This is a genomic window from Massilia sp. CFBP 13721 (genome assembly GCF_014842025.1).
In the GTDB taxonomy this organism is placed as follows: domain Bacteria; phylum Pseudomonadota; class Gammaproteobacteria; order Burkholderiales; family Burkholderiaceae_D; genus Telluria.
On sequence record NZ_JACYUY010000009.1, the window covers coordinates 91739 to 113209 of the forward strand.

Consider the following 21471-nt stretch of genomic DNA (forward strand, 5'->3'; position numbering starts at 1 on the left):
GAATGTGCTGTGTGCTGATGCCGCCGTCAGGAGAACTGGTCGAGCAACGCTTGCCGCTCTTCGTCGCTGATCAGGTCGAATGCTTCGGTTTCCGTTGCCATGTCCGTGTCCGGTGCCTCCACCGCGACGTCGCCGGCCGCCATGGCGCGGGCCAGGCCGGCAATGGTCGGGTTGACGAACAGGTCGCGCACCATGAACGGGATGCCCATCGCCTTGGCCTGCGCGGCCAGCGCGATCGAACGGATCGAGTCGCCGCCGACGGCAAAATAGTTGTCGTCGATGCCGACCTGCGCCACGCCGAGGTTCTGCTGCCACAACTGCGCCAGCTTCGCTTCCAGTGCATTCGTCGGCGCCGCGTACTGGCGGCGCGCATAGGCCTCGGTGTCCGGCCGCGGCAGGCGGCGCGTGTCGAGCTTGCCGTTGTTGGTCAGCGGCAGGCTCTCGAGCACGACATAGGCGCCCGGCAGCATGTAGTCGGGCAGCGTCGCCGCCAGGTGCGCGCGCAGCGCCCCGGCCGCGTCAAACGGCGCCTCGGCGCTCGGGTCGAACACCAGGTAGGCGGCCAGGCGCTTGTCGCCCGGCGTGTCTTCGCGCACCAGCACCACGGCCGACTGCACCGCCGCGTGGCCCATCAGCTGCGCTTCGATTTCGCCCAGCTCGATGCGGAAACCGCGAATCTTGACCTGGTTGTCGATGCGGCCGATGAATTCGATTTCGCCGTTCGCCAGGCGCCGCGCCAGGTCGCCGCTGCGGTACAGGCGTGGCGACGGGTCGTCCGCGAACGGATTGGCCACGAACTTCTGCGCGGTCAGTTCCGGCTGGTTCAGGTAGCCGCGCGCCACCCCGCTGCCGCCGACGAACAGCTCGCCGGCCACGCCCAGCGGCGCCGGCTGCATGGTCGTGCCGTCGAGGATGTACAGCGTCAGGTGCGCCAGCTGTGGCCCGATCAGGCTGCAGGCGCCTTCCAGGTCGGCCTGGCGCAGGCGGCGGTAGGTGACGTGGACGGTGGTTTCGGTGATGCCGTACATGTTGACCAGGGCGATCGCCTCGTCGCCATGGCGCGCCGTCCACGGCAGCAGCGAAGCGGGTTTCAGCTTTTCGCCGCCGAACACCACCGCGCGCAGCGACAGCGTCCCGCGCAGCTGGGCGTCCGCCTCGATGAAGCCGGCAAAGGCCGAGGGCGTCTGGTTCAGGACCGTGACCTTCTCGCGGCAGGCCAGTTCGTAGAAGTCGAGCGGCGACTGCGCCACCGCCTTCGGCACCACCACCAGCTTGCCGCCGTAGGCCAGCGCGCCCCAGATTTCCCAGACCGAGAAATCGAAGGCGAACGAGTGGAACAGGGTCCAGGTATCGTGCTCGTCAAAGGAAAAGTCGACCTCGGTGGCGGCCATCAGCTGGGCCACGTTGCGGTGTTCGACCAGCACGCCCTTGGGCTTGCCGGTCGAGCCGGAGGTATAGATCACGTAGGCCAGGTGGTCGGGCGTCAGCCCGGCAGGCGCCGGATCGTCGTCGCGCTCGCCCTCGAGCCCGGCCAGGTCGGCCGCCGTCAACACCAGTTCGGCGCCGCAGTCGTCCAGCATGTAGTCGATCCGGTCCTGGGGCGAGGCCGGATCGATCGGCACGTAGGCGCCGCCGGCTTTCAGGATGCCGAGGATGGCCACCACCATCTCGGTCGAGCGTTCGATGACCAAGGCCACCAGGCGGTCCGGGCCGACGCCGCGGGCGCGCAGGCGGTGCGCGAGCTGGTTGGCGCGGCGATTGAGTTCGCCGTAGGTCGTCTCGCTACCCTCGAAGCTCAGCGCCACCGCCTGCGGGTTGCGCGCGGCCTGCGCTTCGAACAGCTGGTGCAGGCACCGATTCGTCTCGAAAGTATGGGGGCCGTCGTTCCAGCCGGTGAGCAGTTGCTGCCGTTCGGCCTCGCCCAGCAACGCGTAGTCGGCGATGGCGGCGTCCGGGCGCGCCACGATCTCCTGCAGCAGGCGCTCGTAATGGCCGAGGAAGCGCTCGATGGTGGCGCGGTCGAACAGGTCGGTGTTGTATTCCATGCGCCCCGACAGCGCGCCGCCCACTTCGCCCATCGCCAGGTTCAGGTCGAAGCGCGAGATGCCCTCCTCGGCTTCCGGCAGCGCCAGCGGCGCGATCGCCAGCCCCTCGACCCGCTCGACATGCAGCGGTGCGTTCTGCAGCACGAACATCACCTGGAACAGGGGGCTGTAGCGCATGCTGCGTTCGGGATTGAGCGCGTCGACCAGGCGTTCGAACGGCAGGTCCTGGTTGGCGTAGGCGTCGAGCGCCATGCGCCGGGTACGCCCGAGCAGTTCGGCGAAGGTGGGCGCGCCCGACAGGTCGTGGCGCGTCACCAGTGTATTGGCGAAGAAGCCGATCAGGCGCTCGGCGTCGCCGCTGGTACGGTTGGCGATCGGGGTGCCGATGGCGATGTCTTCCTGGCCCGAATAGCGGCGCAGCAGCAGCGCATAGGCGGCCAGCAGCACCATGTACAGCGTCACGCCCTGGCTGCGGCAAACCTCCTTCAGCCCGGCCAGCAGCTGCGGGCTGAAGGTGAAGGCCGCGCCGGCGCCATGGAAACGCTGCTCGGCCGGACGCGGACGGTCGGTCGGCAGCTCCAGCACCGGCGGCAAGCCGTCGAGCTGGCCGCGCCAGTAGTCGAGTTGCCGGTCGAGCACGCCGTCCTCCAGCCAGGCTTTCTGCCACACCGCGAAATCGGCGTACTGCACCTGCAGTTCGGGCAGCGCGGCGCGCTCGCCGGCCAGTTCGGCGCGGTACAGCGCCACCAGTTCGCGGAACAGGATGCCGAGCGACCAGCCGTCGGCCACGATGTGGTGGATCGTCAGCAGCAGCAGGTGCTCGCCGCCGTTCCCGCCGCAGCGCAGCAGGCGCACCCGCAGCAGGCTGTCGCCGCGCAGATCGAAGCAGTGCATGCGCTCCTCGTGCGCCGCGCGCTGCAATGCCGCCTCGTCGGGCGCCAGTTCCAGCGCCAGCGCCACGTGGCGGTGCGGCCTGACCAGCTGCGCCGCCGCGCCCTCGCTGTCGACGAAGCGGGTGCGCAGCGCCTCGTGGCGCTCGATCACCAGGTTCAGGCTGCGTTCCAGCGCGGCGATGTCGAGCTTGCCGGACAGGCGCAGCGCCAGCGGGATGTTGTAGCTCGGGTTGGCGCCGGCCAGCTTGTCGAGGAACCACAGGCGCTGCTGCGAGAACGACAGCGGCAGCGGCAATGCGCGCGCCGCCGTGCCCAGGCGCGGGATGGCCGCATGCACGCCGGCGCCGCCGGCCTTGGTGGCGGCGATCAGGCGCGCCTGCTGCTCCAGCGTCTGGTGTTCGAAGATCGACACCAGCGGCAGTTCGACCTGGAAGCGTTCGCGGATGCGCGAGATCAGCTGGGTCACCAGCAGGGAGTGGCCGCCCAGGTCGAAGAAATTCTGGTGCCGCCCCACGTCCGCGCACTTGAGCAGGTCGCACCACAGCGCCGCCAGCAGGCGTTCGTATTCGGACTCCGGCTCCTCGTGCAGCGTGCCCGGCGCTTCGCGCACGGGCAAGGCGCGGCGATCGATCTTGCCGGTGGCGGTGAGCGGAAACGCGTCCAGGAACTGGAATCCGGACGGCACCATGTAGTGCGGCAGCGCCGCCTTCAGGTGCGCCTTGAGCTGTCCGGTGCCGGGGCGGGCCTGGCCCGCGGCCGCCACTAGGTAGGCAACCAGGTGGTCGCTGCCGTTGGCGCTGCGGCGCACCACGGTGACCGCGCCGGCCACGCCCGGGCAGGCGCGCAGGGCCGCGTCGACTTCGCCCAGTTCGATGCGAAAGCCGCGGATCTTGACCTGCTGGTCGCTTCGTCCCAGGTAGTCGAGCGCGCCATCGGCACGGTAGCGCACCAGGTCGCCGGTACGGAACATGCGCGCGCCGGGACGGCCGCTGAACGGATCGGGCAGGAAGCGCTCGCCGGTGAGGCCCGCCCCCTTCAGGTAGCCGCCGGCCAGGCCGTCGCCGGCCACGAACAGTTCGCCCGCCGCCCCGCGCGGCAGCAACCTGCCTTGCGGGCACAGCACGTACAACCGGGTGTTGGCGATCGGACGGCCGATCGGAACCGCGCCCGCTGCCTCGGCGCCGCCTTCCTCCATGCCGACCTCGTGCCAGGTGACGTCGGCGCCGATTTCGGTCGAGCCATACAGGTTGACCAGGCGCGCATTCGGGAAGCAGGCGCGCAGCGGGGCGCGCTCGCCCAGCACCAGGGTCTCGCCGCTGGTGACGAGCAGGCGCAGCGAGGGGCAGGCGCCTACTCCTGAATCAGCCAGCAGCGCCTGCAGCAGCGAGGGCACCACGGTCAGGCGCGTGACGCCGTGCCGGCGCAGCGCGCGCATGAAGTCAGGGGGCGACTGCACCGCCGCCGCCGGCACGATCGCCAGCGCCGCGCCGCAGGTGAGCGGCTGGAAGATCTCGGCGACGTGGTCGACGAAGCTGACGCCCGTCTTCTGGGCGAACACTTCGCCGGGGGCGACCGGCCAGGCGCCGGCCATCCACTGCAGGCGGTTCATGATGCTGCGGTGGCAGCCGACCACGCCTTTCGGCAGGCCAGTCGAGCCGGAGGTGTAGACCACGTTGGCGGCATGCGCGCCGCCGACGCCGGCCGGCAGCAGCGCGGCATCGGCGGCGCCCGCCAGGTCGAGCGCGGCCACGTGCCACCAGTCGAGCGCGGCCAGGATGTCGAGCACCTCGCCGACGCTGGCGGCGGCGCGGCGCAACTGGGCGTGCACGGCTTCCTGGCTCAGCATGCGGGTGATGCCGGCATGGCGCACGATGTAGCCGATGCGCGCCTGCGGATAGGCCGGGTCGATCGCGACGTAGGCGGCGCCGGCCTTGAGGACGGCGAGCATGGCGACCACCATGTCGATCGAGCGCTCCATGCACACGCCGACGCGCTCGCCGGTCTGGACGCCGTCGCGGCGCAGCAGGACCGCCAGCGCCGTCGCGCGCCGGTCGAGTTCGGCGAAGCCGATGACGGCGTCGCCGTCGACCACGGCCGGCGCGTGCGGCGTGCGCGCGGCTTGCGCGGCCACCGCTTCGTGCACCGAGTCGAGCGCGTAGCCGGCCGCGGTGTCGTTCCAGTCGCCCTGCTGCCGGGTTTCCTGTTCGCTCAGGAAGTCGAGGTCGGCGATCCGGCGCTGCGGCGCCGCCACCACCGCCCGCAACAGCCGGATGAAATGGTCCGACATGCGCGCCATGGTGGCATGGTCGAACAGGTCGGTGTTGTATTCGAACACGCCTTTCAAGCCATCCTTGCCTTCGGCCAGGCTGAGGGTGATGTCGAAGCGCGAAAAGCCGTCCATGCGCTCGCCGTCCAGGGTCGAGACCTTGACGCCTTCGAAGGCGACCGACTCCATCGGCGCGTTCTGCAGGACGAACATGACCTGGAACAGCGGGCTGTGGGCCAGGCTGCGCTCCGGGTTGAGCGCCTCGACCAGGTATTCGAAGGGCAGGTCCTGGTGCGCGTAGGCCTGCAGGGCAGTGTCGCGCACCCGCCCCAGCAGCTCGGCGAAGCCGGGGTTGCCCGACAGGTCAGTGCGCATCACCAGCGTATTGACGAAGAAGCCGATCAGGTCTTCGGCTTCGCGGCGGCGGCGGTTGGCGACCGGCGCGCCGACGACGACGTCGCTCTGGCCGGCGTTGCGGCCCAGCAGGACCGAGAACGCCGACAGCAGGGTCATGAACAGGGTGGCGCCGTGCGCCTTGCTCAGCTGCTGCAGGGCCTCGCCCAGGTCGCGCGGAATATGGATGGCGGCGACGGCGCCGTTGAAGCGCTGTTCGAGCGGGCGCGGACGGTCGGTCGGCAGCATCAGCAGCGGCGGCAGGTCGGCCAGCTGGCGCTTCCAGTAGCGCGTCTGTTCGGCCAGCACGGCCTCGCTCATCGCGTCGCGCTGCCACGCCGCGTAATCGGAAAACTGGATCGGCAGTTCCGCCAGCGACGTCGGCCGGCCCTGGCTGAAGTCGCGGTACAGGCTGACCAGCTCCTTGAAGAACACGCCCAGCGACCACGCGTCCGAGACGATGTGGTGCATGGTGACCACCAGCACATGCGAGGCCGCCGATTCGCGCAGCAGGCGCGCCCGGAACAGCGCTTCGGCGCCGATGTCGAACCGGTAATCGCGCTCGGCGCGCCAGATCGCCTGCACCTGTTCCGGCGTCGGCGCGTCTTCGACCGCCATGGCGAATGCCGAGGGCGGATCGACCACGATGGCGGCGTCGCCGTCGCGGGCGACGAAGCGGGTGCGCAGCGCATCGTGGCGCGCGACGATCGTTTGCAGGCAGCGCCGCAGGATGTCGACGTCGAGCCGTTCCTGCAGCCGGATCGCAAACGAGATGTTGTACACGGCCGAGGCGCCCATCAACTGGTCGAGCAGCCACAGGCGCTGTTGCGAGAATGACAGCGCCTGCCCTTCCCCGCCGCGGCGCGCGATTTTCGATGCCAGCGGCGCGGCGGCGGCCTTGCGCTGCATCAATTTGGCCTTCAGCTGGTCCCTGGCGGACAGCGCGCCGGCTGCTGGAGTTGGTGCTGCTACTTGGTCTTGTTCAATCACGATAAGTCCGCCATCGGTTGGTTGTCATGGGAGGCGCGCGGCGTCGCCGCGCGGCCCTGGTGGAGTGGTGCTTCGTAGCCCGCGAGTTCGCTGAGCATGCTGTCGACTTCGGCGTCCGACAGGGCGCCGATGCCGCTTTCGTCCATCTGGTCGACCATGCGCAGGTAGTCGATGCGCGCGGCCAGTTCGCGCAAGGTCGCGAAGTCGTACAGGTCCTTGAGTGCCACCGGCACCGCGAATGCGTCTTCGATGCGGGCGGCAAGCCGGGTGACGAGCAGCGAATGGCCACCGAGCTCGAAGAAGTTGTCGGTGCGGCGCACCCCGTCGCGCTTGAGGATCTCGGCCCAGATCGCCGCGATCGCCACTTCCATCGCGCCTTGCGGTGCGGCGCCGGCGCCTGGTGCCGATGCCTGCGGCGCCGGCAGCGCCTTGCGGTCGATCTTGCCGTTCGGCGTGAGCGGGAACACGTCCAGCGCCACGAAGGCGGACGGCAGCATGTAGTGCGGCAGCGATTCGCGCAGCAGGCCGCGGACCTGGTGCACCAGCGACGCGTCGCGTTCATCTTCGCCCGCCCCCGGCACCAGCAGGTAGGCGGCGATGAAGCGGCCGTCCTGCTCGTCGCCGCGCAGGGCCACGGCCGCATCAAGCACCAGGCCGGTGGCCAGGATCGCCGCCTCGATCTCCTTGAGTTCGACGCGGTAGCCGCGCACCTTGACTTGCTGGTCGGCGCGCCCGACGTATTCGACGTTGCCGCCGTCGAGGTAGCGCACCAGGTCGCCCGTGCGGTACAGGCGGCTGCCGACGCTGTCGGGGTCGGCGGCATTGGCGAACGGGTTGGGCACGAAGCGCTCGGCGCTGAGGCCCGGGCGGTTGACGTAACCGTTGGCCACGCCGCGCCCGCCGATGAACAGCTCGCCGACGACGCCGGTCGGCAGCAATTCCATGCCGGCGCTGAGGACGTACAGCGTGTTGTTGCGCAGCGGCCGGCCGATGTCGACCGGTGCGCCGTGCACCTGGCGCGAAGTCGACCAGATCGTGGTCTCGGTCGGGCCATACATGTTCCACAGCTGGCGCACGCGCGGCGCCAGCCTGGCGGCGAGCGCGTCCGACAGGGCTTCGCCGCCGACCAGCGCGGTCAACTCCGGCGCACCCTGCCAGCCGGCGTCGAACATCAGCTTCCAGCTCGACGGCGTGGCCTGCATGCAGGTGATCGACTGCGCCGCCAGCGTGTCGGCCAGGCGGCGCCCGTCGGCGACGTCGTCGGTCCGGGCGATGCGCACGCCGGCGCCGGCGGCCAGCGGCACGAACAGCTCGAGGAAGGCGATGTCGAAGGACAGCGTCGTCACCGCCAGCAGCCGGTCGTGCGCCGCCACCCGCTCCTGGCCGGCGATCGCCTTGACGAAATTGAGCAGGTTGGCATGGGTGACGCCGACGCCCTTCGGATTGCCGGTCGAGCCCGAGGTATAGATCACGTAGGCCAGCTGGGCCGGATGCACGCGCCGGGCCGGCGCGGCGCCGCCGCGCACGGCCTGGCGCAGTTGCGCCGTTGCCAGCCGCGCCACCGCGCTGGCGCCGGCGTCGCCGACGTCGGCATCGCCCACCAGCAGGTCGAGGCGGATGTCGCCGGCGATGTAGGCCAGGCGCGCCGGCGGCAGGCGCGGGTCGAGCGGCACGTAGGGCACGCCCGCCTGCAGGCATCCCAGCAGCGTGGCCAGCATCTCGAACGAACGCTCGAGGGCGATGCCGACCGAGGCCGCCGGACCCAGGCCGCGCGCGGCCAGTTCCGCCGCGACGGCGCCGGCCGCCGCCTCGAGGGCGCGGTAGCTGTAATGCTCGTCCTCGAACGAGACCGCGATCGAATCCGGCGCGGCGGCGAACGATGCGTCGAGCAGCGCCATGACGTTGGCTTCGGCGTCGGCCTGCGCCTCCAGCGGATTCCAGTCGAGCAGCTGCGTGCGCACTTCGTCCGCGCACAGGATCGCGCCCAGGTCGGCCCTGGCCCCGGGCGTGCGCAGCGCAGCGAGGATATTGCCGACATAGCCCTGGATGCGGGCCGCGAACGCGGCGTCGAACAGGGTCGGCTCCAGGTTGACGGCGCAGTGGAAGCGCTGGCGGGTCTCGTCCTTGCGCACGTTCACCGACAGCAGGAAGTTGTTTTCGTCGAAGCCGCCGTCCTGGCTGGCGTCGACCGCATTCTGCACGTGGAAATTGGTGTAGTTGAACAGCGTGGCCGAGAAGTCCAGGCCGGTGTCGGCCTGCACCTGGGCCAGCGGATAGTGGCGGTGCTGGTACAGGCGTTCCAGTTCGGCGTTGGTATCGAGGATCAGCTGTTCCCAGCTCGATTCCAAGTTCACCCGCAGCGGCAGCGTGTTGAGGAACAGGCCGATGGTTTCCTCGGCCGCGGCGATTTCCGGGCGGCCGTGCGTCACCACGCCGCCGGTCACGTCGCGCGCACCGGCCAGCGTGGCGACCAGCGCCAGGTAGACCGCGCACCAGATGCTGCGTTCGCTCACCTGCAGCCGGTGGCACAGCGCGCCGATGCAGGCCGCGTCGGCGGCGGAGACTTCGCAGAACACGCGCACGCTCGGCGTTTTCGGCGCGCCGGTCCACCACGGCAGGCGGGCGTCGCCGAACCTGTCCTTCCAGTAGGCGCCGCCAGCCTGCAGCGCCGCGTGTTCCAGCGCCACGAAATGCTGGTGGGCGGGCGGCGTAACAATGGCGGGCAAGTCCTGGCCGGCGGCGCACAGCGCCACCAGTTCGCACAGTTCCGCATACAGGGCCGCCACGCTCCAGCCGTCCATGATGGCGTGGTGCACCACGAAGGTCAGCTGGACGGTCGCATCGTCGAATTGGTGGGCCGTCATGCGCCACAGCCCGTCGGGCGCGCCGATGCCGCTCCGTTTCTCCGCCTCGATCCAGCGCGCGACAACGGCCTGGCGCTCTCCCTGGGGGGTGGCGCTTGCGTCGATGTGCCGCAGCGGGGCCTGGTGGGCGGCCTTGACCAGCTGGCGGTACTCACCGCCCTGCCTGGCGAACACGGTGCGCAGCACGGCGTGCTTGCGCACCAGATAGTCGAGGCAGGTCTGGAAGACGGCGGCATCCCAGCGCAGCGCCAGGCGGTAGGTGACCACGTCGATGTACAGCGACAGGCTCGGGTCCTGCTGCGAGTGGACCCACATGGCCTGCTGTAGCATCGACAGCGGATAGGCGTCTTCGACCGCTTCGTCCTGGTAGCGCGCCGGCAGGCGTGCCCGCTCGGCCGCGTCCAGCAGCGCGAACGGCGCGATCGTGCCCGTCGCGGTCCCGCGCTCGCAGGGCACCACCACCGCGGCCAGCGCGGCGACCGTCGGATGGGCGAACAAGTCCTTGATGGCGAATTGCAGGCCCGCGGCGCGCGCCGCCGACACCAGCCCGATCGAGCGGATCGAATCGCCGCCGATGGCGAAATAATTGTCGTGCGCGCCGATCGGGGCTTCCCTGCCCAGGTTGGCCTGCCACAGCTGCGCCAACTGCGTTTCCAGCGCGCCGGCGGGGGCGACGAACCGTTCGTGCGCGTACGCCGCCTCGTCCGCGGCCGGCAGGCGGGCACGGTCGATCTTGCCGTTCTGGTTGAGCGGGAATGCCTCCAGCAACACGAATGCGCCCGGCACCGCGTAGTCCGGCACGCGCTCCTTCAGGTGCGCCGCCAGCTGCGCCGCCTGCGGTTTTGCTCCGGGCGCGGCGACCAGGTAGGCCACCATCCGCCCGTCGCGCGCCAGCACCAGCACCTGGTCGACGTCCTCGTGCAGCTGCAGTGCCTGCTCCACTTCGCCCAGCTCGATGCGAAAACCCCGGATCTTGACCTGGTGGTCGACCCGCCCGGCGAACTCGATGGCGCCGTCGGCGCGCAGGCGCACCAGGTCGCCGGTACGGTACAGGCGCTCGCCCGGCGTCGCGGCGAACGGATTGGGCACGAATTTGCGCGCGCTCATGGCCGCATCGGCCAGGTAACCGCGCGCCAGGCCGGCGCCGCCCAGGCACAGTTCGCCCAGGGCGCCCAGCGGCGCCAGCTGGTCGCCCTGCAGCACGTAGGCGGTGGTGTTCGCCAGCGGCATGCCGATCGGGGCGCGGCGCTCGGCCAGGAAGCGCGCGCCATCGAGTTCGAAGCCGGTGGCGAAGGTGGTGCACTCGGTCGGGCCGTAGACGTGCAGCAGCTGGCGCGGCGCGCCGTGTTCCAGTACGCGCGCAATCGCGTCGGCCGAATGCGCCTCGCCGCCGAACAGCAACTGCTCCAGGCCGGCGAAGGCCGCGGGAATCTCCTGGCTGATGCGGTTGAACAGCGCGGTGGTGATGAACAGCGTCGTCACCGCGTGCTGCGCCAGGCGGGCGGCGAGCGCCGGCGGCGACAGCAGGGTGTCCTTGTCGATCATCAGCACGCGCGCGCCGTTGACCAGCGGCGACCACAGTTCGTAGGTAATCGCATCGAAGGCGCAGCTGGCCGCCTGCGCCACGACGGCGTCGGGGCGCACCGTGACGGCGTCGCCGCTGGCCACCAGGCTGGCGATGTTCGCGTGGCTGACCAGCACGCCCTTGGGCACGCCGGTGCTGCCCGAGGTGAAGATGACGTAGGCCAGCTGGGCCGGCGCAGTCGCCAGCTGCGGCGCGCTGTCGGCGAAACGCCCGAGCAGGGCCGCGTGCCAGCGGCCGTCGAGCGGCAGCGTCGGATAGTCGCTCAGGAAGGCGAGTTCTTCCAGCAGGTGCTGCTCGGACAGGATCAGGCGGCAGGCGCTGGTGTCGACCATGCGGCGCAGGCGCGCTTCCGGATAGGCCGGGTCGAGCGGCACGTAGGCCCCGCCCGCCTTCAGGATGCCGAGCATGCCGACCACCATGTCGAGCGAACGCTCGACGCACAGGCCGACGCAGGAATCCGGCGTGACGCCCTGCTCCACCAGGTAGTGGGCGAGGCGGTTGGCGCGCCGGTCGAGTTCGCCGTAGCTCAGGTGCGCACCGCCGTCGACCAGCGCCACGGCATTGGGCTGCGCCGCGGCCTGTGCCGCGACCAGCGCGTGCACGCTCTGTTCGGGGAAGGCGCGCGCGGTGTCGTTGAAGGTGGCCAGCTGGCGGTGCCGTTCGCCCTCGCCAAGGAAGTCGATCTCGCCGAGCGCGCGTTCCGGCGCCGCCAGCACTGCCTCGAGCAGGCGCAGGTAATGGCCCAGCAGGCGCTCGATGGTGGCCGCTTCGAACAGCGCGGTGTTGTACTCCATGGTGCCGACGATGCGCTCACCCACCTCGGCCAGGTTGAAAGTGATGTCGTAGTGCGCCACGCCTGCGCTCTCGGCCTGGTCGAACAGCGCCATCTCGAGGTCGTGGAAGGCGGCCCCGCGCACGGGGTTGTCGACCAGCGAGAACGACACCTGGAACAACGGCGTGTGGCCCAGGCTGCGCTCCGGCTTGAGCTGCTCGACCAGGCTGTCGAACTGCACGTCCTGGTTGCGGTAGGCGTCGACGGCGCGCTGGCGCGTGCTCTCCAGCAGCGTCACGAACGACTGCGACAGGTCGAGGCCGAAGCGCAGCACCAGCGAGTTGAGGAACAGGCCGATCAGATGCTCGCTGCCGGGCGCGTCGCGCCGCGCCACCGGCGTGCCGATGGCGAAATCGTCCTGGCGTGCATGGCGCCCGAGCAGCACCGCGAACGCCGAGACCAGCGTCATGAACAGGGTCGCGCCATGTTTGCGGCTCAATTCGTTCAGGCGGCGCGCGGTGTCCGCGGCGATCGCGATCTTTTGCGTCGCGCCGGCCCAGGTCTGGCTGCGCGGACGCTCGAAGTCGAGCGGCAGCTCGAGCGCCAGCGGCAGTCCCGCCAGCGCCTCGGCCCAGTAGGCGAGCTGGCGCTCCAGCATGGCGGGGTCGACGCTGCGCTCCTGCCAGGCCGCGTAGTCTGCATACTGGAACGGCAAGGCCGGCATGGCGTCGCCGGCGCCGTTGTAGAAAGCGCTCAGTTCGCGCAGCAGGATGGCGATCGACTGGCCGTCGGCCACGATGTGGTGCAGGGTGATGTGCAGCACCTGGGACGGCGAACCTGCACTGGCGCCGGCGCCGTCGTCCAGCGTGAACAGGCGGAAGCGGTACAGGGGATCGGCGCCGAGGTCGAAGCAGGCGGCCCGCTCCTGCCGGCACAGCGCGCGCAGTTCGGCCTCGCTGCGCGCCGTCTGTTCCGGCAGCGCGAACGGCGCCGGCGCATCGACCACCGGGCGCACGCCGCCGTCGGCCTGCACGAAGCGGGTGCGCAGCGCATCGTGGCGCGCCAGCACGGCGCCGATCGCCGCGCCCAGGCGTGCGCGGTCGAGCACGCCCTTCAGTTCGAGCGCGACCGGGATGTTGAAGATCGGATTGCGGCCGATGTAGCGGTCCATGAACCACAGGCGCTGCTGCGCCGGCGACAGCACCAGCGCCGCCCGGCCGCTGCCCGCTACCGGGCCGGCTGCGGGCACGGCGGCGCCGCTGCAGCGCTCTTCCACCAGCGCGGTAAAGGCGTCCAGGGTCTGGTGCTCGAACAGGTCGCGCACGCCGACGCCGGCGGCGCCCTGGTAGCGCTCGCGCACCCGGGCAACGAGCCGGGTGGCCAGCAGCGAGTGGCCGCCCAGTTCGAAGAAATTGTCGCAGCGGCCGACCTGGCCGGCGCCGAGCAGTTCGCGCCACAGCTGCGCCATCTGCTGTTCGCCCGCGCTGTCGGGGGCCTGCGCCGGCGCCGTTGCCAATGCTTCGGCCGCCAGCGCCGGCAGCGCCTTGCGGTCGACCTTGCCGTTCGGCGTCAGCGGGAAGCGCTCGAGCCGCGCGAAAGCGGCCGGCACCATGTAGGCCGGCAGGCTGCGCTGGGCGAAGGCGCGCAGTTCGGCGTTGCCGACCGGCGCCGCGGCGGCGTCGTGCATCAGGTAGTGCAGCGCCAGCCTGCGCTCGCTGCCCTCGCCCTGGACGCTGGCGGCGGCGGCCTTGATGGCCGGATGGCCGGCGAAGCAGGCCTCGATTTCGCCCAGCTCGATGCGGTAGCCGCGCAGCTTGACCTGCTGGTCCTTGCGGCCGATGAATTCGAGCTTGCCGTCCCTGCGGTAGCGCACCAGGTCGCCGGTCCGGTACATGCGCGCGCCCGGCTGGTGCGAGAACGGGTCGGGGATGAACTTCGCGGCCGTCAGGCCGGCGGCGTTGGCATAGCCGCGCGCCAGGCAGGCGCCGGCCACGTGCAGTTCGCCTGCCACGCCGGTCGGCACCAGCTGCAGCGCCGCGTCCAGCACATAGCCATGGACGTTGGCGATGAAGTTGCCGATCGAGACCTGGTCGCCGCCATCGAGCGTGCCCGAGGTGCAGGCGATCGTGCATTCGGTCGGGCCGTAGGCGTTGGTCAGGGTCGTCACTTGCGCCCACTGGCGCGCGATCTCCGTCGGAATGGCTTCGCCGCCCACGCTCAGCGAGCGGTAGGCCGCGAAGTCGTTCCTGTCGAGCACCGAGAGGAAGGCCGGCGGGATATAGCCGCGGTTGATGCCGTGGCGCTTGCTGTAGGCGCCAAAGGCTTCGGCGTCGGTCAGCACCTCCACGGTCGGGATATGCAGGATGCTGCCCGACAGCAGCGAATTGAAGATCTCGGCGCTGGCGGCGTCGAAGCTCAGCGGCGCGAAATTGAGGTTGCGGCATTCGCCGTCGAACCCGCGCCGCGCGATCGCATCCTGGCACAGGTTGCTCAGGGCGGCATGGCGCACCAGCACCGCCTTCGGCTGGCCCGAGGTGCCCGAGGTGTACAGGCAATACGCCAGGTTCTCGGCGCACAGGCCCACGCGCAGGCGCGCCACGTTCGGATAGGACAGGCCGGCCTGGTAGCCGCCACCGGCCAGCAGCGCCGCCACGTCCAGGTGGCGCGCCGTTGCACCGGCCGGCGGCGCGGTGTTGGTCAGCACCAGGCCGATGCGCGCATCGGCCAGGATATAGGCCAGGCGCTCGCGCGGCAGGCCGGTGTCGAGCGGCACGTAGCAGGCGCCCGCCTTGACCACGGCCAGCAGCGCGGCGATGCTGTCGAACGAGCGCTCGAAGTACAGCCCGACCCGCTCTTCCAGCGCCACGCCGTCCTCGATCAGCCGTGCGGCGAGGAAGTTGGCGCGGTTGTTCAGCTCGCGAAACGACAGGCTGGCGTCTTCGAAGACCAGCGCGACGGCGTCGGGGGTGGCGCCCGCCTGGCGCTCGAACAGCTCGTGCACGCACGCGTCCGGCTCGATGGCGGCAATGGCCTGGCCGGCCGCCGCCAGCTGTGCGCGGCGGTCGCGCGCACCGATGAATTCGCAGGACGCCAGCGGCGCCGCGGGCGCGGCGGCTACCGTGTCGAGCACGCTCCTGAAGGTTTCCAGCATGGCTTCGGCGGTGGCGGCCTCGAACAGGTCGCGGGCATATTCGAGGCGGCAATGCAGGCCGCCCGGCCCGGCCTTGACCAGCAGGGTCAGGTCGAAGTGGGCGACGCCGGCGCCACCGCTGCGGCCGGAAGCCAGGCGCGCGGCGCCGTCCGCTTCCTCGATGCGGGCCCAGTCGGCGCCGTCGTCCTCGTCGTCGACCAGCACGAACATCACCTGGAACAGCGGCGTCGTGCCCAGGCTGCGCGCCGGTTTCAGCTTTTCCACCAGCAGGTCGAACGGGATGTCCTGGTGCGCCATGGCGCCCAGCACCGTGTCGCGGGTTTGCGCCAGCACCTCGGCGAAGGACAGGTGTCCGGCCGCCGTGCAGCGCATCACCACCGTATTGACGAAGAAGCCGATCACGCTTTCCAGGTCGCGGTGCGGCCGGTTGGCGATCGGGCTGCCGATGGCGACGTCGTGCTGGTTGCCGTAACGGCCCAGCAGGACGGCGAAGGCCGACAGCAGCACCATGTAGACGGTGGCGTCGTGCGCGCGCGCCAGCCCGGCCAGGCGCGCCGCCGTGGCGGCGTCGACGTCGATTGCCACCCAGGCGCCATGATGGCTGCGCACCGGGGGGCGCGGATGGTCGAGCGGCAGGTCGAGCGCCGGCGCCAACCCGGCCAGGCGCTCGCGCCAGTAGTCCTCGTGGCCGGCGAACTCGCCGCCCTGCAGGCGCGCCTGCTGCCAGCCGGCGTAGTCGGCATACTGCAGCGGCAATGGCGCCGGCTGCAGCGGCCGGCCCGCCTCCAGCGCCGCATATAGCGCACCCAGTTCGCGCACGAAGATGGCCACCGACATGGCGTCGAACACGCTGTGGTGGAAGGTCGCCAGCAGGCACCAGCGGTCGGATGCGGCGTAGGCCTGCCTGACCGCCTTGAAGCGGTACAGGCGGTCCTGGCCCAGGTCGAAACAATAGCTGCGTTCTTCCTCGGCCAGCGCCTGCCAGCGCGCATCGTCCTCGACGTCGATCACCGGCAGGATCAGCTGGTGCGCCGCTTCGACCAGCAGGAAAGGCTGGCCGTCGGCGGCGCCGAAGGACGTGCGCAGCGCTTCGTGGCGCGCGACGATCGTTTGCAGCGCCTCCTTGAGCAGCGCGATATCGGGTTCGCCGCGCAGGCGCAGGATCTTCGGAATGTTGTAGGTCGGGTTGGCGCCTTCGAGCTGGCCCAGGAACCACAGGCGCTGCTGCGAGTACGACAGCGGCTTGACCGCGCCGGCGGGCAGCGCCGCCAGCACGGTACCGGTGCCGTGCGCGCCGGCTCCCTCGATGCAGGAGGCCATCGCCGCCAGTTCGCGGTTGGCCAGCGCCTGCTCCAGGCCGAGCTCGACGCCGAAGCGTTCGCGGATCTTCGACAGCAGCTGCATGAGCAGCAGCGAGTGTCCGCCCAGTTCGAAGAAATTGGCGCCGCGGCCAATCCCCTGCTGGCCGAGCAGCGTTTGCCACAGTGCGGCCAGCGCGCTTTCGACGGCGCTAACCGGGGCCGCGTGGCCGCCTGCCTGCGCCAGGCCCTGCGCCAGACCTAGCGGCGGCGGCAAGGCGGCGCGGTCGAGCTTGCCGTTCGGCGTGAGCGGCAGCGCGGCCAGGCGCACGAAGGCGGCCGGCACCATGTAGGCCGGCAGCCGCTCCAACAGCTCGGCCTTGAGCGCGGCCGCCAACGCGGCGTCGCCGGCCGCCCCGGCCGCAGCCGCAGGGGCGACGACATACGCGACGACCTGGCGCTGCTCCGGCGTGTCTTCGCGCACGATGACCGCCGCGTCCGTCACGCCGGGATGGCGCAGGCAGGCGCTTTCGATTTCGCCCAGCTCGATACGAAAGCCGCGCACCTTGACCTGGTGGTCGGCGCGGCCCAGGTATTCGAGCTGGCCGTCGTCGCGGTAGCGTACCAGGTCGCCGGTGCGGTAGAGCCGCGAACCGGGCGCGCCGAAGCGGTTCGGCACGAATTTTTCGGCGCTCAGGCCAGGGCGCTGCAGGTAGCCGCGGGCCAGTCCGGCGCCGCCGATGTACAGTTCGCCGACGACGCCTTGCGGCAGCAGTTCGCCGGCAGCGCCGAGCACGTAAAACTGGGTATTGGCCACAGGACGCCCGATGGTCTCGATCCCGTGCGCCTGGCGCATGGCGAAACTCGAATAGGTCGTGCCCTCGGACGGTCCGTACAGGTCGACCACCTGGCCGATGCCGGTCTCGGCGTACACCCGGTCGACCAGCGCCGCCTTGAGCGGTTCGCCGGCCAGGTTGAGTACCCGCACCGACGGCGGAAACGCCTTGCGGTCGAGCAGGACGCGGGCTGCCGACGGCACCGTATTGACCAGCGTGACCCGCGCGCGGCTGTCCGCGTCGAGCGTTTCCAGGGCGAGGATGTTCTCGACCAGGATGCAGGTCTGCCCGGTGGTCAGCGGCAGGAACAGTTCGTAGACCGACAGGTCGAAGCAGAACGAGGTGCCGGCCAGCACGCCGCGGCGGTCGGCTTCGGGCACGGTGCCGGCCGCCCACTGCAGCAGCGACACCCCGCCCTCGTGGCTGATCGCCACGCCTTTCGGGCGCCCGGTGCTGCCGGAGGTATAAATGATGTACGCGAGCTGCGCCTGCGCGGCGCCGATGGCGGGATCGGTGGCGGGCCATGCGCCACATTCACTATCCACGCACCAGCTGCGCACCGGGTCGATGCCTAGGCGCGCGGCCAGTTCGCCGCTGGTGATCACCACCGCCATGTCGGCGTCGCCCAGCAGGTAGGCCACGCGCGCGGCCGGATAGGCCGGGTCGATCGGCACGTAGCAGCCGCCGGCCTTCAGCACGGCGAGGATGCTGACGACGCTCTCCGCGCCGCGCTCGAGGCAGACGCCGACGCGGGTTTCGGGCCGCACGCCGCGGGCGATCAGCGCGTGGGCGCGGCGGTTGGCGCGGACATTGAGTTCGGCGTAGCTGATGTCGGCGCCGGCCACGCGCAATGCCACGCGCTGCGGATGGCGCGCGGCCTGGCGTTCGAACAGGCCGTGCAGCGTGGCGTCGGCGGAAAAGGCCATCGGCGCCGGGTTGAAGGCCTCCAGCGCCGCCGTTTCGCTGCGCTCGAGGATCGCTTCGATGGAAAAGCGCGCTCCCGTATCTGTCCCATGATCGGCACCATCGGCGTCCGCGATCAGCGCCAGTATCCTGCCCACGTACGGGATCAGGCGTTCGCGCAGGGCGGCCGGCAGCAGGCCGGCGTCGACGTCCAGTTCGATGCGGACCTGGCCGGCGCCGCGGCGCAGCGCAAAGGTCAACGGGTAGCTGGTCGCCTCGCGGCCGAACGGCGAGACCGCATACGGCAGGCTGGCCGCTTCGGCTTCGTTGTCGACGTAGTTGAACAGCGAGCCGGACAAATCCAGCGCGCTATCGATGCCGATCTGCGCGGCCGGATAGAAGCGCTGGCCGAACTGCTGCTGCAAGCTGCGGTTCAGCGTGGCCGCGATCGACGCCCAGGACTTGCCGCCCAGGTCGACCGCCAGCGGCAGCGAATTGAGGTACACGCCAAGCGACTGCTCCACGTGCTCGAGCGCCGGCCGCGCATGCGTCACCACGATGCCGAGCACACGGTCGGCGCCGGTCAGCACCGCCAGCAAGGCGGCGTAGACAGTGCACCACACGCTCTTTTCCTGCACCCGCCATGCGCCTGCCAGCGCCGCGATGCGCGCGCCGACGTCGGCCGGCACCGCATACTGCAGCTTGAGCGGGCGCGTCAGCCGGGCGCCGGTCCACCAGGGCATGGCGGCGCCGTCCAGTTGCGCGCGCCAGAAGTCGCGCGCGGACGCGTCGGCCAGCGCCCTGGCCTCGAGCTCGAGGAAGGCGCGGTACGGCGGCGGCGCGCCCGCGTTGTCCGGATAGCGGCCGTCGAGGAAGGCGGCATAGGTGGCGCTCAGCTCGGCCATGAAGCGTTCGTTGCTCCAGCCGTCGAACAAGGCGTGGTGCACCACCAGGGCGATGTGCAGGGAATCATCATCGACGTGCACGCCGAGGCGCCATGGGGCCACCGCGAGGTCGATGCCGCGTTCGTTCTGGGCGGCGACCCAGGCCTCGATGCGCTCGGCGCGCAGGTGCGGCGCCAGCCCGCGCAGGTCGACGCACTCGAGCACGGCGGCGGCATCGCGCCGCACCACCTGCAGCGGGCGCTCGCCCAGGTCGAGCACGAACGCCGTGCGCAGCGCCGCGTGGCGCAGCTGCAGCGCGCGCAGCGCGCGCCCGAAAGCCTTTTCGTTCCAGGGCGCCGCCAGCTTCCAGCACAGGATGTTCTGGTAGAGGTTGAGGGCGCGGTCCTTGAGCGAGTGGTAGATCATGCCCTGCTGCAGGGCCGCGAGCGGCGCCGCGTCTTCCAGTTCGAGCAGGTCGAAGCGCTCGTCGACCAGCGCCTTCTCGGCCGCGCCCAGGAGCGCGAACGGGGCGATGGCCACCGGCGCCGCCGGCGCCTCTCCCACCACCGCCCGCGCCGCCAGCTCGCCCAGGGTATCGCTGCCGATCACGTCGTCCAGCGACAGCAGCAAGCCTTCCTTGCGCGCCGCGACCACCAGGCCGACCGCGCGCAGCGAATCGCCGCCCAGGCTGAAGTAGTTTTCCTGCGCCGCCACCGCGCGTTCGCAGGCCAGGTTCAGGCGCACCAGGCGCGCCAGCTGCGGCCAGCAGGCCGCCAGGGGCGCTGCATCGATGGCAGCGCCGGCGCCGGCGGGCGCCTGCAGCGGCGCCGGCGCCAGCGTCGTGCTGTCGCGTACCTCGATCGATTCGAGCCGGTCGAGCTGCACCAGGTCCGCGGGCGCCAGCGTGTAGGCGCTGGTGGCGGCGTCGAAGTACGGCGTGAAGTAACGCTCGAGGAACTGGCGCAGCGGGACGTTGCGCGGCGACTCCACCAGCGGCAGGCGCAGTTGCGTGCAGCCGAGCGCCTGCGCCAGTTCGCCCAGCTTGTGCAGCAGGCAGTATTCGACGTGGCGGCCCAGTACCCGGCAGCTCAGCAGCATGGTGTCGACCACCAGCGTGCGCGCGCCGCGCTCGTGCCGCGCGACGACCAGGCCGGTGAGGCCGTAGTCGCCGAACTTGTCCTGCACGTGCACCATGAATCCATGCACGCCGTCCTGCGCCAGCAGCGCGCGCAGTTGCCCCTCGCTGCGCGCGGTCTTGCGCAGGTTGAACTGGTTGGTGCGCCCCGTCAGCTGCGCCGCGCGCGCCAGGTTGTCCTCGCATACCGGAAGAAACGCGATCTGGATGCCGAGCCGGCGCAGGTAGCCGCGCAGGTCGCCGGCGCCGCTGCGCAGTTGCTGGCGCCGCCGTTCGTCCTCGTACATGGCGCTGCGGCGCGTATCTTCGGCCGAACTGGCGCGGCGCTCGAACAGCCATGAACGGCCGAGCATGGCCGACAGCTGATGCGCCTGGCCCGGCACCGGAAACAGCACCACGTCCGGATGGGCGCAGCCGACGTCGGCCAGTTCGACCAGGTTGTCGTCGACGAACACGAAGGAATCGGTCGACAGGTTCAGTTCGGCGGCGATGGCGGCCAGGTTGGCCGACTTCGGTTCCCAGTTGATGCGCGTGGCGGCGAAGTCTGCCAGGCCGAGCAGCATGTCCGGATGCGCGGCGAACACGCGCTCGACGTCGGCCGGGTTGTTCTTGCTGACCAGGGCCAGCAGCATGCCCTGGGCGCGTGCCGCTTGCGCGCGCCGCTGCAGCTCGGCCATGGCGGGCGTGACCACCAGCGCGGCCGTGTCCTGCTCGCCGCACACGCCCTGCCACAGCGTGTTGTCGGCGTCGAGCACCACCACCTTGGGGCCGAAGCCGGCCAGCGCGGCGATGCGCGAAGCCAGCATGCGCGCCATCAGGGCATAAAAGGCGTCGGTATACGGAATGCGTGCGATGTCGTCGCGCTCGCGGTCGAACAGCTCCGCCCGGCCGCCGATCCAGAAGTCGCGCATGACCACGGGAGCGAGCGGCAGCTGCGCGGCCAGCACCGCGACCAGCGCGGCCTCGAATTCGCCCAGGAAGGCACGCGAGCGGTCGTCCAGGTCGGCCAGCTCCAGCAGCGACGGACAGACCGCGGCCACCAGCGTCCCCGGCTGGGCGGCGGCGGCCGCGGCCAGGCGCCGCTGCAGCTCGGCCGCGGCCGCCGTGCCGACCTCGCCGATGCGCCCGGCCTTGATCGCCAGCGCGTCGGCGGCGGTGAGGAAGTCCTCGGCGCGCAGCAGCACGAGGTTGACGCCGGCGCCGCCGCGCAACAGGGAGCCGCCATCGCCCAGCAGTTCCTGGAACACCTGGCCGAAGGGCGCGAAGTCGACCTGCGGGACCAGGCCGTGGCCGGCGAGCCGGCCATGCAATGCCTCATGCAGCGGTTCCGCGGTAAAGCTCGCGATGACGTAGACACCGCCGGCCTGGCTGGAATCGGTGGCGGTATGCGTTTCGTTGACTGTCAGGTGTGTCATGCTGGACTTCGCCTTGTTTGCTCGTAGTTCGAAGAATTTCG

General features: G+C 70.8%; 2 protein-coding genes. Both read right to left on the reverse strand.

Translation table 11 applies throughout. The annotated features are described in order from the left end of the window. Window positions 1-26 precede the first annotated feature (26 nt). Window positions 27-6587 carry a non-ribosomal peptide synthetase gene (locus tag IFT60_RS10935; RefSeq protein WP_192052002.1) on the reverse strand — a complete coding sequence of 2187 codons (6561 nt, stop codon included), beginning with the start codon at window positions 6585-6587 and terminating at the stop codon, window positions 27-29. Next, window positions 6584-21430 carry a non-ribosomal peptide synthetase gene (locus IFT60_RS10940; RefSeq protein WP_192052003.1) on the reverse strand — a complete coding sequence of 4949 codons (14847 nt, stop codon included), beginning with the start codon at window positions 21428-21430 and terminating at the stop codon, window positions 6584-6586. Before IFT60_RS10940 ends, IFT60_RS10935 begins: the two co-directional genes overlap by 4 nt. Between the last annotated feature and the right edge of the window lie 41 nt (window positions 21431-21471).